Origin of the sequence: Paenibacillus amylolyticus, from assembly GCF_001570725.1 — a bacterium.
In the GTDB taxonomy this organism is placed as follows: domain Bacteria; phylum Bacillota; class Bacilli; order Paenibacillales; family Paenibacillaceae; genus Paenibacillus; species Paenibacillus amylolyticus_A.
This window is the reverse complement of record NZ_BCNV01000004.1, coordinates 40,783-55,893: the sequence shown is the minus strand read 5'-3', so window position 1 is coordinate 55,893 and position 15,111 is coordinate 40,783. Positions and strand designations below refer to the sequence as shown.

Annotated in this window: 16 protein-coding genes; 6 read left to right on the top strand and 10 right to left on the bottom strand. The window is 46.6% G+C overall.

Annotated features, from left to right (window positions below; all coding sequences use genetic code 11):
* Positions 1-9 precede the first annotated feature (9 nt).
* The 5 genes from PAHA3_RS19375 to PAHA3_RS19360 all read right to left on the bottom strand — a co-directional run bounded on the left by PAHA3_RS19375 (position 10) and on the right by PAHA3_RS19360 (position 3,748).
* Entirely contained in the window at positions 10-1,029 is a 1,020-nt protein-coding gene (locus tag PAHA3_RS19375; RefSeq protein ID WP_153028261.1) for a hypothetical protein, read from the bottom strand.
* Positions 1,030-1,056: 27 nt separating this feature from the next.
* Positions 1,057-2,055, bottom strand: coding sequence for a C39 family peptidase (locus PAHA3_RS19370; protein ID WP_235599509.1), 999 nt, complete (start codon positions 2,053-2,055; stop codon positions 1,057-1,059).
* 28 nt (positions 2,056-2,083) lie between these two features.
* On the bottom strand, positions 2,084-3,004 hold the full coding sequence (locus tag PAHA3_RS19365; RefSeq protein ID WP_062836376.1) for a helix-turn-helix transcriptional regulator: 921 nt from the start codon (positions 3,002-3,004) through the stop codon (positions 2,084-2,086).
* A gap of 83 nt (positions 3,005-3,087) precedes the next feature.
* Positions 3,088-3,276 carry a hypothetical protein gene (locus PAHA3_RS30920; RefSeq protein ID WP_076334054.1) on the bottom strand — a complete coding sequence of 63 codons (189 nt, stop codon included), beginning with the start codon at positions 3,274-3,276 and terminating at the stop codon, positions 3,088-3,090.
* Positions 3,277-3,424: 148 nt separating this feature from the next.
* Positions 3,425-3,748 (bottom strand): ArsR/SmtB family transcription factor, encoded by a 324-nt coding sequence (locus PAHA3_RS19360; protein WP_062836375.1) that lies wholly within the window; start codon positions 3,746-3,748, stop codon positions 3,425-3,427.
* A gap of 206 nt (positions 3,749-3,954) precedes the next feature.
* Here PAHA3_RS19360 and PAHA3_RS19355 point away from each other — a divergent pair, with 206 nt between their 5' ends.
* The gene (locus PAHA3_RS19355) at positions 3,955-5,334 is read left to right on the top strand and encodes an MFS transporter (protein WP_062836374.1); all 1,380 of its coding nucleotides are present in this window, start codon (positions 3,955-3,957) and stop codon (positions 5,332-5,334) included.
* 193 nt (positions 5,335-5,527) lie between these two features.
* Here PAHA3_RS19355 and PAHA3_RS19350 read toward each other — a convergent pair whose 3' ends face one another.
* The 3 genes from PAHA3_RS19350 to PAHA3_RS19340 all read right to left on the bottom strand — a co-directional run bounded on the left by PAHA3_RS19350 (position 5,528) and on the right by PAHA3_RS19340 (position 7,611).
* The gene (locus PAHA3_RS19350; RefSeq protein ID WP_062836373.1) at positions 5,528-5,977 is read right to left on the bottom strand and encodes a nuclear transport factor 2 family protein; all 450 of its coding nucleotides are present in this window, start codon (positions 5,975-5,977) and stop codon (positions 5,528-5,530) included.
* A 280-nt stretch (positions 5,978-6,257) separates the two neighbouring features.
* A complete protein-coding gene (locus tag PAHA3_RS19345; RefSeq protein ID WP_017692155.1) occupies positions 6,258-6,665 on the bottom strand; it encodes an RrF2 family transcriptional regulator in 408 nt (135 codons plus the stop codon).
* A gap of 106 nt (positions 6,666-6,771) precedes the next feature.
* Positions 6,772-7,611 (bottom strand): AraC family transcriptional regulator, encoded by an 840-nt coding sequence (locus PAHA3_RS19340; RefSeq protein WP_062836372.1) that lies wholly within the window; start codon positions 7,609-7,611, stop codon positions 6,772-6,774.
* A 118-nt stretch (positions 7,612-7,729) separates the two neighbouring features.
* Here PAHA3_RS19340 and PAHA3_RS19335 point away from each other — a divergent pair, with 118 nt between their 5' ends.
* Both PAHA3_RS19335 and PAHA3_RS19330 read left to right on the top strand, forming a co-directional pair.
* Positions 7,730-8,734 (top strand): Gfo/Idh/MocA family protein, encoded by a 1,005-nt coding sequence (locus tag PAHA3_RS19335; protein WP_062836371.1) that lies wholly within the window; start codon positions 7,730-7,732, stop codon positions 8,732-8,734.
* Positions 8,735-8,754: 20 nt separating this feature from the next.
* The gene (locus PAHA3_RS19330; RefSeq protein WP_062836370.1) at positions 8,755-9,702 is read left to right on the top strand and encodes an aldo/keto reductase; all 948 of its coding nucleotides are present in this window, start codon (positions 8,755-8,757) and stop codon (positions 9,700-9,702) included.
* Between the two features lie 268 nt (positions 9,703-9,970).
* Here the strand turns inward: PAHA3_RS19330 and PAHA3_RS19325 are convergent, their stop codons facing one another.
* Positions 9,971-10,990, bottom strand: a complete 1,020-nt coding sequence (locus PAHA3_RS19325) for a Gfo/Idh/MocA family protein (protein ID WP_062836369.1) — start codon at positions 10,988-10,990, stop codon at positions 9,971-9,973.
* Positions 10,991-11,045: 55 nt separating this feature from the next.
* The gene (locus PAHA3_RS19320) at positions 11,046-11,822 is read right to left on the bottom strand and encodes a sugar phosphate isomerase/epimerase family protein (RefSeq protein WP_047841639.1); all 777 of its coding nucleotides are present in this window, start codon (positions 11,820-11,822) and stop codon (positions 11,046-11,048) included.
* A 198-nt stretch (positions 11,823-12,020) separates the two neighbouring features.
* Here PAHA3_RS19320 and PAHA3_RS19315 point away from each other — a divergent pair, with 198 nt between their 5' ends.
* The 3 genes from PAHA3_RS19315 to PAHA3_RS19305 all read left to right on the top strand — a co-directional run bounded on the left by PAHA3_RS19315 (position 12,021) and on the right by PAHA3_RS19305 (position 15,111).
* Entirely contained in the window at positions 12,021-12,851 is an 831-nt protein-coding gene (locus PAHA3_RS19315; protein WP_076334058.1) for a helix-turn-helix domain-containing protein, read from the top strand.
* Between the two features lie 89 nt (positions 12,852-12,940).
* Complete coding sequence (locus tag PAHA3_RS19310; RefSeq protein ID WP_062836368.1) at positions 12,941-13,642, top strand: response regulator transcription factor; 702 nt, start codon at positions 12,941-12,943, stop codon at positions 13,640-13,642.
* Positions 13,643-13,662: 20 nt separating this feature from the next.
* Entirely contained in the window at positions 13,663-15,111 is a 1,449-nt protein-coding gene (locus tag PAHA3_RS19305) for a sensor histidine kinase (protein ID WP_062836367.1), read from the top strand.

Genomic DNA, 15,111 nt, shown 5'->3' with positions numbered 1-15,111 from the left:
TATTTACATTCATCTTAATCCAACATCCTTAAAACGATTGCCTATCGTCTCTGGAAAGGCACGTTTAATGGCATCAATGGCACGTTGTTCCGTAGCCCCTGCCTTCCGGATAAGCTCAATTACTCTTTGCACACATTCCGGTTCTCTCGAATCCCAAGAGATGGAGTCATCTATTACCTCAACGATCATTGTGTACAGGTTTGCGAGTAGCTCATACTCGTCTATGACCTGGTCCATTTGAATGGACAGATGCTTAAGTCCTGCAACATAAGAGGCAATATCCAATCTTGATTTGGCATAATAGCAAAGTACAGTTGCCGCTTGTTCAGCGTCATATGTTCCTGACTGCAAAGCAGCAGCAATAGCGGCATACGCAGCCGCCCCACAGGCATAATCTTGGGGCGGCAGCATATAGTCATGGGTTTCCCATTTGTACACGGCTTGGATTAACGATTCCTTGCAGACTTCCCATCGATCTATGGGTGCACAAGCTTCCAGCACCTGATAGTACCAGTAGGGTGTACTGTTCCTTCCAAACGAATCATAAGGCAGACGAATGACTTCATTGCCTTTACTTTCACAGATGAATAGCATCCGTTCCACATCATCATATCCAGTAACAATGACAAATTGATCGTGCCAGAGAATTGCACCTACGCCTCGGTCAATGGAAGCTTTAATGTCCAGCAGAGCCTGCTTCTGATACAAGGGAAAGGTGGGTTCGAACGAAAAGCCCGCTGCCTGGCTCGCCGTCACGCCAATGAAGTCGGCTGCGACAAAGTTCTCTGCCATCCAGTTGTATGCGGAGATTGACTCTGCCGTCAGACACCGATCCACCACTAGTCTGAATGCACTTGCTGTCATACCTGCAATCATGTGGTGTGGGAAATCCGTCCACTGTTTATGTAACAAAATGCGATACATCGCATCTGTATACGTACTCACACCGCTCCATGATCTATTTGCATCAGCAGAATTCATAGTTTGCGGGGATTGAATCCAGTCCTGCAATACTACTCTTGTCGCCATCATCCTCCACGCCCTTCATTTCTCATCCTATCGTGCGGAATGTGCTCCCCACCGTGGTATCGTGGACCGTTTAAGGTCAGGATACTTCCTGGATATCACTCGAAAATAATCAATAGCCTGCTCTTCCAGTGCTTTCGCCTTCACGAGTACCTGTGCTAGATCTTCTGTGGTGTCTGGTGGCAAAACACGTCTATTCTCCTGCTGAACCATATATCCCTTCATTTGGTCAATTAACGTCCCAAGCTGTTCATAACATGCACAAGCCTGGTCCAGTTCCTTCCATATCCCTCGAACATCCTGCAAATACATACGTATTTCGGTTCGAGAATGGCAGAAGGATTCCAAAATATAAGCCGCACCCGATTTATCGAAATCCCCACTCCGCAGGGCCTGCACCCACACATCATATGCCTGTCTACCTGAAGCAATATTCCGATCAGGCAGCAGACGGTATGGGATATCCCAATCCTCAATCGCCAGTCTCAGGGATTCCAGCAGCATCTGCTGTTCAGGGATGCGGACCTGATCACCAAACATCTGACAATACCAAAATCCAGTAAAGTTCAGGCCGAAATTATCATATAGCAAAATCTGCGGTTCCTTGCTCCATCCGTCTTGCACATAAAAGATGCGGTCACTGTCATCATATCCATGAATAACACCGAACTCAGGAATCCAGTAAATCACACCAGTGCCTTCATCAATACTCCGTCTCACCGAATTCACTGCATCCTGCTGATAATAACCAAACGTGGAATGACGTGTACGTCCCCCATCCCAGATCGTGAATATCCCCAGGTTATCGACTCCGGGACGATGTGCCTCCCCCCATTGTCCATACGCTGTAACCGACATGGGAAGTAGTCTGCGATGTACTGACAGCTTGAAAGCCATGCCCGTATATCCGGCAAGTACAACCTTGGAACCTTGAAACTGGCCCGTATGGGTGAGTATCGCATGCAGACTATCCACGTACGATTTGGACTCCCGCTTCATGATGAGGTTATCTAAAATATTCTCAGCCAAGGACGTATCTTCTCCTCTCTATCCTGCTTTATTCCACGTTTTGCTTACGTTGTATCGCGAGCCTGTCAATTAACCCTTCTGCGCTTTGCTGAAGCTTTCGTCTAAGCCATCCAGGAGATAAAAGCTCCTCCCATTCGCTAATAAACAAATGCTGCAAGAAAGCGTCCGTGTCATAAAATTCAATTGAATAAATCAGATCTTGCCTAGCCTGGATACGATACCCTTTCCATAGGTCCATTTGCTGCAATTCCTTCAAGCGAATCTCAGCTACAAAAGGTTTACGTACAGGCAGTGGTTCTTCCCATCCACCTAGGAGGGTATCTGACCTGTACTCAAATCTCCCATCCGAGATCGATACATGAACAATGCCCTCCAAACGAATGGCCACTTGCTGTACAGGGTCTGATTCATAACCCACCACGTAATCGGCGTTAAACTGGGATATCATCTTTAATGGACACAAGGAAAACTGCCGTTCTCCATCGTGATCCCTGTAATGAATATGTACTCTACGCAAGTCAGTTATGGCATGGGACAACAATTCAAAGAATTGCAGTTGCTTCGGTTGCGCCGAAAACACTGGGAGCTCGCTACTTCCCAGCTGTTGTTCCTCCAACGTAAAACGCTCCAGCAAATGTGCTACACGTTTCACCGCATCTGCTTGATCATAATTGTAATGTCGATAGCGATGCGCCAGATATTTCAGCACACCCTGTTCTTCTTCGGTCATATACAAATGGGGCAATCGAAAGGTCTGATCCTCATAACAATAGCCCCGATATTTCGCCATATATACCAAAGGGGCTCGCAGGGAGCTTGCCATATATTCAATATCACGCTGAGCCTGACGACGGGAGATTTCAAATTCACGGGCAAGCCCGATACTGTTCGGAAAACGTCCACCCCGAATCTGTTCGTCAAACCAGTGAATCCGATGCATGTTACTCATCTTCCCGCCCCCATCTCATCCAATTCTAATATATTCCATTATATCAAAAGACATGGCCCGTTCCGAAGAACAGGCCAGTAATGTTATACGTGTGCCTTATCCACTCTGGATTGCACTGCTTTGGAGCATTTCTTGCATACTTTCAGACTTGTACCGTCTGTTTTTGTTTGCGTATACAACAATTTAATTCGGGTACTGCTACACACCGGGCATGTTCCCCGGCCCCTGGAAGGAAGACTCCACAAGATGCGTCCTCTTTTGGTTTTTGCCAATGGTTGTGAACCTCTTTTCAATATGGTTTGTGTGTTCACCGTTATTATATGGGGCATGGTACGACACAGAATGTCGCATCAGTATTAGAGGTTGTCTAGAAATAGAAAATAAAAATGTCCCCTCTTCGACCTGAAGAAAGGACAACATTTAGGAAAGATCTGTGCTGGTCTGAGCGGCAGCCTGCAATAATGGTTGCAAGAGTCCTGGAAAGCGTGTTTCCAGATCTTCGGACCGCAGGGTGAGAAAATGCTGTGTGCCTTGCACTCTGACCCGAATAACTCCGGCTTCCCGCAGGGTCCGAATATGGTGCGACATCGTTGACTTCACAACAGGTGCATGAAAATGACTGCACGGCTGCTCCCCGCTTCTCGCTGCTTCCGCAACAATCCCAAGACGGGTCGGGTCGCTTAATGCATACAATACAGAGGAAAGTTCAATATCTGATACTTGTGGATGATGTAAAATTTTCATACTGTAGTCTCCTTTTTTCAGACTATCCATTGTATTTTAACACAGATCCATGATATATTTCTAATGTTCGATACCAATCGAACTTTAATGATTTCGTTATGTATCCCCTGCTGTCAGGCACGGGATTAACATCATACTACATTTTGCAAATGTTACACACCGTTTCTGAAATGTTGCGAAATACACATCACTCCAGGAGGTTTTTTATGAACAACACCGCAACCGCATCATCAGGGGAACGGACCGGAATACAGGAAGGATTGATTGTAAGCTTGCTTGGCTTCACCGTTGTACTCGTTGTTATGAATACAATGATGTTTAATCTGGCCTTGCCTAAAATTGCAGCCGAATTTATGCTTACATCCGTCGCTTCCTCATGGATCGTTACAGGGTATTCCATTATATTTGCCATTTCCTCGATTACGTTCTCACGTCTATCCGATTTCATACCCATCCGTACATTATTCACGACTGGGCTGACTTTACTTGGTGCTGCATCCGTTCTAGGATTCTTCAGTAATCACTTCATCATTTTGCTCATTGCACGTCTGATTCAGGCTGCGGGTGCTGCATCGGTTCCGGGGCTTGCCATTGTGCTAATTACCCGGTACATTCCGAATGATCGCCGGGGTAAATCGATGGCTGTCATCATGTCCGCCAGTTCACTGGGTCTTGGACTTGGTCCCGTCATCGGCGGAAGTATTACACAATTTCTGGGATGGCATGATCTGTTTATCGTTACAGGATTAACGTTATTCTTGATTCCTGTATTCTTCAAATTGCTTCCTCGGGAAACACCGCAAAAAGGTTCATTTGACCTGATGGGTGCCGTGCTTCTCGCCATCGGTACTACAGGTGTGCTGTTATTCCTGACTTCCCGTCAGTGGTTCACGCTTGTCATCGGTGCTGCTGCACTGCTTCTGTTCTGGCTCCGAATTCGGCGCGCGGCAGATCCATTTGTGCAACCCGCTTTGTTCAAAAACAAAAAATATATGATGCTCAGCTCGCTGGGGATTGTATCGTACATCAATAACTTCTCAACGCTGTTCCTGCTGCCGCAAATTTTGGCGCATCTATATGGACTGACACCTGCTCAATCCGGACTCGTCATCTTCCCGGGTGCAGTCGTGTCTATGCTGCTGTCCAACCGGATCGGCCGAATGATTGACCGACATGGCAATACGCTGCTGCTGAAATTTGCACCATGGTTGCTACTGGCCGCTGCCGGATTGTTCGCCTTATTTGCAGACAATAACATCTACGCCATTATGGCTGTCTATGTGCTGCTCAGCGTTGGTTTCTCATCCCTGACCACCAGCGTATCCAATGAATTGTCTGGCAACCTGACCAAGGATCAGGTCGGCGCAGGTATGGGACTGTTCCAACTCAGTCAATTCTTCAGCGGTGCTTTCAGTGTTGCTGTTACTGGTGTAGCATTAACGGCGATGCAGAACTTGCCACTATCCTCAGCGTACACCAATATTTTCTGGGGCATGACTGTGGTCGCACTAGCATCCGTTATTTTCTCTCAGTTGTATCTGAGAATGCAGTCACGGAAAGTCACGGAAAAAAGTAGCCGGATCTAACATCTCATTTAACCGAAAGAAGTCAGGAAGGGGCCCTCGGGTTCTGAACCTGGCTTTTTTTCTGCCTATTTTCTATACATGTGTCAACTGGCCTCTCCCACAAACACAAAAAAGCCCCAAGGACGCATTCATCACGCTCCTCGGGGCTATTATTTTAATGTTGCTCACTTCGATATTCTGCTAAAAGATTATACTATTCAAACAGGTCCAGACGAAGACGTTTCAGACTCGTATGTTTGATGTACCACTGGCCGTCGATTTTGACAAAAGTTTCATGGTAGTGCCCAAATCCGTGGAACGATTTGTTCTCATTGCCCTCCGGGAACGTTACCCAATCTTCCATTGGGGAGATGACCTTCGCTTCGTTCTCGGATACAAATTCAACTTCGGCGCTATGTACATGGTGCACGGTTACGGCAACATCCACCAGATCACGGAATACTTGTACAATCGTATCACGGCCTGTTAATACCGGAATCGGATTGCCTTCTGTGCTGAAATCAGCGATTGCATCCGGAGCGAACACGTCACCCAAGGTATCCCACTGTTTCGTATCAATATAGCGGCAATAGCGGGCCTTGGTATTCCGAATGTTTTCCAGTGCGAGCAATTGTTCCAGTCCTGTAATCGTTGATTGGCTCATGTGTTGTCCCTCCAGAGATGTAAAATGTGATGTAAGATTGGATCAAGTATGTATGCAATTATACCTTCCTTATTGTACCATCCGACTTCTATTAGGTACAACGACATATTATACGTTTGAATATTAACCATTTCACTTACTCTTGAAGCGTCCCCATGCAACGAAATACCTACAATACAAAAAATCTTTCCTTACCTCTCGCGAGGATGGAAAGATCTAGTTATACCTATGTGGCAGACGAGTTAACCACGTCGAATGAAGCTACACTTCTAGCTACAAGTTATAGGGAGTGTGCACCCTTCATCTGGGAAGCCAGTTCCGACATCTTTTTATTGTTCAAAAAACTTTCCATCTCTTCTTCCGCCTGCACCATCACCTGTTGGATCAAGCAACCTGCGTTATGATTCTGGGAACATTCAAACAGAGACGCCTGACCTTCAATCGCATGAATGATCTCTAGGAAGGAAGGGTCGGGATTTTTACGACTAAGACGATAGCCACCATTGGCGCCAGAAGTCGATTCGATCATACCCGCCTTAACCAATTTGGTCAGTATTTTGGACAGATAGGTCGGTGATACCTTCTGCAATTCTGCAAGTTGGTGTACACTAACCAGCTGTTCAGGGGCAGTGCTTACAAGATGAAGCATCGTATGCAAAGCATAATTTGTTGCTTTTGAATATTTCATGAGGGCACCTCATTATACACGGATTTAATTTATCCATAATAGACTTGATTAAGCTCTCTGTCAAACCATTACTCTTTAAGCGCTGGCAACATCGAAAGAATACCGGTTAATTATGATACAATCCGCGATAATCCGTAGGAGTCATCCCCTCATGGGCCATGAACTGGCGGTTAAAATAACTGGCATTGGGATACCCCGCTTCCTCCGCAATCTGTCCGATGTTGGCCGCAGGCCTTTCCAGCAGCCATTGCTTTGCCATCTGTAGCCGTGAACGAGTAATAAACTCCATAGGGGTCATCTCTACAGCACTCTTGAACATTTTGCAAAAGTAATACGAACTCACACCTGCGAGATCCGCCCAGTCCTGTAACAGGAAAGGTTGGCAGGCCTCCTGTTGCATCTGTGGAAGCAGCGCAAGAACCCGACTCTCCGCCTTACTTGTGGTGCGTGTGCTCTTTAAAGGTACCGCATGCTGCACGAACTCGGCGAGTACAGCATAAGTCAGTGTGGATAGCTGAGCAGGACGCAGCATGGTGTTCTGTTCCGCTTCAGTCAGCAAAGCCAGATGAGCCTCTTCCCATGAGCTACGCTGCCTTAGCGTCCACAGCAGATTGCGATGCAACCCCCGCTCGATCATATAATCATGCAGACGTTCACCGTAAAAATGAACCCATCTCACATCCCACGGGTCATCTTCACTACTATAATAATGCTGTCGCTGTTGCGGGAAATAAAGCACGGCCTGACCTGCGCGAAGCTCATGCACCACCCCGTCCACTTCCACGTATCCCTTGCCTGCAGCGACATAGTGAATATTAAAATTGTTTAGTACGCCTGCCTCCCGTAATACGGAATGCTGGGGATGTTCCATATAATGTCCAACCGATTCCGGATAACAAAAATATGGAATATCCTGCAGGGTTAGCAATACCGTTTGCCTCATCATAACGACTTCTCCTTACTTAACAATATTGTGTTAACTAACTTCAATATATTATCATTTTAATTCGATCATCTATTCCTTATAATCACAATATACATTTATACACAGGAGGATACAACACATGAATTCAGTTCAAAAATTGCGTTGGGGAATTCTTGGTAGCGCTAGCATTGCTGTGGAATCCGTCATTCCAGGCTTGCAGCAATCCGAGTTGAATGAAGTCACCGCGATCGCCAGTCGGGACGAAGATAAAGCCAAGCAGACAGCCGATCAACTTGGGATCGACAAGGCTTATGGCAGTTATGAAGCTTTGCTCGCAGATGATTCCATCGATGCCGTATATATCCCGCTACCGAATCATTTGCATCGGGAATGGACGATCCTTGCTGCTGAGGCAGGCAAACATATTTTGTGCGAAAAACCACTGGCTCTGACTGAGCAGGAAGCTCAGGAGATGGTTCAAGCTTGTGCAGATGCAGGTGTGCAGCTGGCTGAAGCATTCATGTACCGCCATCATCCACGTTACGATCAGATCAGGGATATCATCGCCAGCGGTGAGATCGGTGAGATCCGCGGTATTCACAGTACATTTTCGTTCAATAACTCCAATGCATCCGGCAATGTCCGCTTTCGGCGGGATTGGGGCGGCGGTGCACTGTATGATATCGGATGTTATTCCATCAGCGTAGCACGTCTGCTGCTTGGTCAAGAGCCAAGTGCTGCCACTGTTATCGGCATGTTCTCCCCACAGCATGATCAGGTCGATATGATGGCATCCGGATTGCTGGAATTCGATAATCACGTTGGCGTGACGTTTGACAGCAGCATGTGGGCAGCCTTCCGCAACACACTGGAAGTATTGGGGTCCGAGGGCATTATTGAAGTCCCTTCCGCATTTGTCAGCGAGCAAGATAATAGTTCGAACTTCTATGTAACAGCTGGCGGTGAACGCAGAGAGATTGAGGTCCCGCAAGTGAACCACTACTCTCTGCAGGGAGATGATATGGCACGTGCTGTACTTCTGGGCAAGGATCTGCGCTTCGCCCCTTCCGATGCGGTAGCTAATATGAAAGTATTGGAAGCTTGCCTTCGTTCAGCGGAACAACGTACACGAATTACACTATAATCGAGAGGATGAACTGACTTATGGAATATATCGAAATTGCTGGTGCAGGTAAACCCGTCTCCAGACTGATTAAAGGAACCGATTATTTCGTGCATGATGCCTACGATAAAGCAGCTACGAATATGGATGCTTTTCTGTCGATCGGCGGTAACACCGTCGATACAGCGCATATTTATTGTGATGGCGAAAGTGAAGAAGTCCTTGGCCGGTATATGAAGGAACGCGGTAACCGAGACCAAATTGTCATTCTCACCAAAGGCGCACATCATGATCAAAATGGACCACGTGTTAACGCCGATGCCATCCGTAGTGATTTGCTGGAAAGTCTGGAGCGTCTTCAGACAGATCACGTAGAGATGTATGCTTTGCACCGGGATGATCCCAATACCCCTGTCAGTGTTATTCTTGAAGCACTGAACGAACATATTGATTCCGGCAAAATCGGCGCGATCGGCGCCTCCAACTGGACCTGGCAACGGCTAGAGGAAGCCAATGCGTACGCTGCGGCGAATGGCCTGAAGGGTTTTACCTTCAGCAGTCCGAATCTCAGTCTCGCCAAAGCAAACGAACCTTTCTGGGAAGGCTGTGTGTCAGCAGATGCAGAGACGCTGGCATGGCATGAGCAAACCAAGCTACCATTGCTGTCTTGGTCCTCCCAAGCACGTGGTTTCTTCACTGGACGATTTACACCTGAAGTTCGAGATAACGCCGATCTGGTGCGTGTATTCTATAGTGATGGCAACTGGGAACGTTTGCGCCGGGCTGAACAATTGGCGAATTCGAAGAAAACAACACCAATCCAGATTGCACTCGCTTATGTATTGAATCAGACGTTCCCAACCTGTGCGCTGATCGGTGCTCAGAATCAGGCAGAACTGCTCTCCTGTGATGAAGGTTCCCGTATCACGCTGACTCCTGCTGAAATCGCATGGTTGGATCTGGGCAGTAATGTGCCAGCTGGCATTTAAAGAAAGTTAATCATTTTATCATTCAATTGAATGACTCCAAGGGACTGATATTCCGCGATAGCGCGAGATGTCAGCCCTTTTCAGTTCTGCATAAGCGATCAGATGCTCTATCCTTGCACAAATTACCGAATATACTGTTCACTTTCCTATCACTTGCCTGGTACAAATACAGAAGGACTTACCCCAGAACACATCTCTGAAGGTAAGTCCCTTTTATCATAGATTAAGACATATAGAATGTTAGAATTTGCACTGTCATTCGGTTGGATTACAGCTTAATGATCTGACCTGTTTTCTCGGATTCGAATGCTGCCAGGATCACTTGCAGGGAACGCAAGCCCTCTTCCCCGGAAATCGCTGGAGGTGTTTGAGTAACAATCGACTCTACAAAAGCGTCAATTACGCCACTCGGCACTTGTTTCTCGTTGGTAGCCATGGCACCGACTTTGTATGTCTCAACTGTACCATTGGTCAGCTCAACAATAACTTCATCGCCTTCGACTGTTCCGATCTTCATAACACCATTCTCACACCACAGAACTGTACTATTGTCTCCGGCTCTGTATTGTGTCCAGCTCGCTACCAACGTTCCAATCGCTCCGCTCTTCATACGAAGCAAGCAAGTCGCGTTATCGTCAACCTTAGTACCCTCTTTGTGCAGTGTGCTGATGAAACCAGCTACTTCAGATACTTCATCGTTCAGCAAGTAACGGATGAAGTCTGATTTGTGTACGCCCAGGTCGCCCATAGCGCCCATAATGGCTTCTTCTTTGCGGAAGAACCAGCTTTCAGCTCCGTCCACACTCCATGCTTCCGGACCCGGGTGACCGAAGGAAGTACGGAAATTCAGAACTTTTCCGAGTTTACCGGAGTCGAGAATTTCTTTTGCTTTCACGTGAGGAGGCATCAGGCGCTGGTTGTGTCCAACCATCAGATACACACCATTTTTCTTGGCAGCTTCGATCATTTGCTCGCCTTCTTCAGTGGATACTGCCATTGGTTTCTCCACCAATACATGCTTGCCTGCATTTGCAGCAGCAATCGCCATTGGTGCATGCAGATAGTTTGGTGTACACACACTAACGGCATCTACCGTTTCGTTAGCAAGCAATTCTTCGTAACTGGAGTACGCTTTACCGCCGTAAGTCTCGGCCATCTTCTCCGCACGCTCCACGATCGGATCGGCAAAAGCGACAAGTTCTACGTTCTCATTGGCAGCGTACTCTGGAATATGTCTGCGCTCGGCAATGGCTCCACAGCCGAATACAGCAACTTTAATTTTACTCATGTACATAAGTCTCCTTTGACAAATAGATTAGCATTTTTCATGGTTCGATGGTCCATTAGAATTGGTTCAGGTAGTTTTCTTTCAACCAGTTGTAGCTATTGGATACGCTCTCAAGTGGAGGATTCTGACATACGTCTTGTTCCACGATCAACCACTCCACACCTGCATTCGTAGCGCCTTCAATAACAGCTGGCAGGTCAACCGAACCTTGTCCCAGTTCCAGTGTTTTCATCTGGCCCTGTTCGTCTTTGCTGAAGTCCTTCAGATGAAGCAGCGGCAAGCGACCCGCATATTGTTTAATATACTCGATCGGATTTTGTCCCGCAAATTGTACCCAACATACGTCCATTTCCACTTTTACCGCTTCCGGTGATGTTTGAGCGAACATGGCATCAAACGCATTGGCATCGCCAACCTGGCCGTGGAATTCAAAGTCATGGTTATGGTAACCAAAGATCAATCCTTGCTTCGCTGCTTCAGCTCCATATTGTTGTAACTCAGCGAATAGCTTGGTCCAACCTTCTGCATTCTCAGGACGATCTTCTGGCATCAGGTAAGGGCAAATGATATATTGTGCACCAATTGTTTTCAGGTAATCGATCTGTTTTTGCAAGTCTTCGCGCATCGCATGGAGTGAAACGTGGCTGCTGAATCCTTTCAGTCCAAGTTCATCTAGTAGCGCTTTCATTTCTTCAGCTGGAATGTCACCATACCCGGCAAACTCCACGCCTTCATATCCAAGGGCCGCTACCTTACGCAACGTACCACGAAAATCTGCTGCAGTTTCATCACGGAGTGTAAACAATTGCAAACCAATATTAAGTTTTTTCATGTAGGATACACCTCTGTTCTCAAATTTGCTTTCATTGCTCTATCTGGTATCATCCTAACGCAAAACAGGCTAGAATGAACATATACAATATAGTCAGAACATGAACTATCTGATCAAATTTTATTTCCATCATTTTGCATCTATAGAATGTAGCCCATTTGAATGCATGCAGGATGAACATATTGGGGGATTTCATCTTTGGATACGTTAGAGACATCTGTGCTGATCTGTGACTACTCATACCACTATAAAGCGTTCACTCATAATATGAAGGGCGAGCTGCAAACCTATCTGTTTCGTCTGCAGACCGAAGGCTCGTGCAAAGTGTATGTACAGGATAAAGAATTCAGGATGACCAGCGGGGATTTATTGCTGCTCAAGCCTGGTGACGATTACCATCTCGTGGTCGATGAACCACATAAGGAAGGACGTTTGTCCAGCGGAGATTATTATCTGTTCTGTGAAGGCAGCTGGATCGAGAACTGGTGGAAACGGCAGCATCGATCTACCGTGAGCCGGATAGGACTCGATGATAAGTTGATCAGCCTATGGCGAAATATGCTTCTAGAGAAGCGTCGCGGACCTCTTGAGGAAAATGCGGAGCTAAAGGATGCGTTACTACGCGGATTATGTCTTTATATCGACCGGGCAATCACCGAGAATATTCAGACGGATCGGGCAATTTCCTCTGCGTTGAAGTTAAAACGTTTTATCGAGGAGCATGCCACGGTTACCTTTAAACTTGAAGAAGCGGCACGTTATGCCGGACTCAGCCTGTCACGTGCCGTGCGTTTATTTAAGGAGCATTACAATCAGACTATGATTCAATACGCGATTGAGATTCGTCTGAATGCGGCGTTGGAACGCATGAAATACAGTGAAATGACACTGGAGCATATTGCCGAATCTTGCGGTTTTGCAAGCTATTCCTATTTCCACCGGGTATTCCGGGCGCACTTCGGTGTGTCCCCCGCGGAGTATCTCAAATCCAGACAGCATGAGCCTATCGATGATCTGGAGCATGTATGACCTGCAGTTTCAGATTAGAAACCCATGACCTTAAAGAGGTTCATGGGTTTATCCATTAAATTCACATCAATCATACTGGAGCGATACATATGCTAACCCACCCGCGCAAAGTCCTCATCATCGAGGATGAACCGGATATTTCGCGTATCCTGAGAGATTATCTAACCAAAAATCAATATGAAGCCGCCGTGGCAGCCACTGGTCAAGACGGGCTTAAGATTATGGAGCTTATTCAACCGGACTACATTATTCTAGACATTATGCTTCCAGATATGGACGGAATTGAGGTGTGCCGTGAGATTCGACGACGCAATAATATCCCCATCCTTATTCTGAGCGCTAGAGGCAGCGATACCGATAAGGTACTTGGCCTTGGCTTTGGAGCAGACGATTATATGACCAAGCCCTTCTCGCTGAGCGAACTGTTAGCACGAATCAATGCCCACTTCAGACGTTACGACAGCATGACATCGGATCAAGACAGAACAGATCTACTGCGTCTTGGAAACCTTATGATTGATAAAAAAGCCTATAAAGTTACATTGAACGGATCGGAAGTTTCTCTGTCCGCCAAAGAATTCGAATTACTTCATTATCTGGCAAGCCATAAGAATCAGGTGTTCTCCAAAGCCCAGTTGCTTGACGCCATCTGGGGATATGCAACCTACGGCGATGAAAATACCGTAACCGTATACATTCGCAGACTGCGTGAAAAAATCGAGGCAGATGCCTCGCATCCGACCGTTCTGAAGACGGTATGGGGTGTCGGTTACAAATTCAATTACGAATAAGTGAGATTGGAGGCTCCCACATGTCATTGAACAGCTGGTCCAAACGCTGGTTGTTAACAACACTTGGCCTTCTGATTATTATAGTTTTAAGTATCCTTGCGCTGGCGATAATGCTATTTCAAAATCGAAATTCTGAACAATCCAACCTGTCCATAAATCAGGTTCGCCTCACGATCAATCCAACTCTGCTCGCTTTGGAGCAAAATCATCAGTATCTCAATGAACAAAATATTCATGAAGATATACGTTCCATTGCCAGAGAAAGCGGGGTTCTACTTACCTATGTGAACCTGGATGGAACAGTGATCATGTCCTCCGCTCCCGGCTCTGAAGGAACTCAAGTTAACCTGCGTTCATCCCTTCATTATGATCTGTATCATGCCGCGCAGGCTGCGGACGGTAACGAATCAGTTGATATTGCGTTTCCCGTGATGGACGGACCACTGGGAAGTCAGATCGGCAATGCCATCTTTTCCATCCCCCAAGCTATGGTTACGGTTCAGAAACCGATGACTGTTCCGATGATATGGATTAGCGTACTATTGCTCGTGTCACTGATCTTGGGTTTATTTCTATTCTGGATGAAACGAAAACTGAACAAGCAGCTCCTCTCTCCTATCCATCAATTAAAGTTGCATGCAGAATCCATTCTCAAAGGAAATTATGAAGAACAGATTCAGTACAACCGGAACGATGAACTGGGCGAAGTGTATGCCATGTTTGACCTGATGCGTACGGAAATCAAGCATATGAACGAGCTACGCATCCAGCAGGAACAAGCACAAAAAGAACTCATCACCAATATATCTCATGATATTAAAACACCAATTACCACGATAAAAGCATACATAGAAGCTATTGAGGAAGGACTATGCAACGATCAGGAAACGCTAATGGAATATATGAGAGTCATGCGTACCCATACGGATAAAACAGCCCGGCTTGTGGAGGATCTGCTGGTTCATGCACTTCAGGAACTGGGGCAAATTTCGGTGGAACCCCGTGAAAAGTACAGTGGTCCTGTACTTGACGCTATGTTGAAACCTATTGAACATGTAATACTCACAAGAGGTCTCGTCTATAACGGGCCCAAGTCCAACCACATTCCCAATGTGTTAATCGCTATCGACACTATCCGAATTGAACAAGTCATCTCCAATCTTGTCGCCAATGCCCTCAAGCATACAGCTCGGGGAGACACGATACGTATAGCCACAGAACTTGAATCCGGGCACTTGAAAGTAACCATCGCCGATTCGGGCCAGGGCATACGTGTGCAGGATATGCCGTTTGTGTTCCAGCGTTATTTCAGAGGACAAGCGAGTCATGCAGACCAACGTGTGCAGGAAGGTACGGGACTGGGACTTTCTATCTGCCAAAGCATTATTGAAGCACACGGAGGCCGTATTTCTTTTACTAGTAAAGAAGGACAAGGTACGACCTTCCGATTCTATCTGCCGATCTGCTGA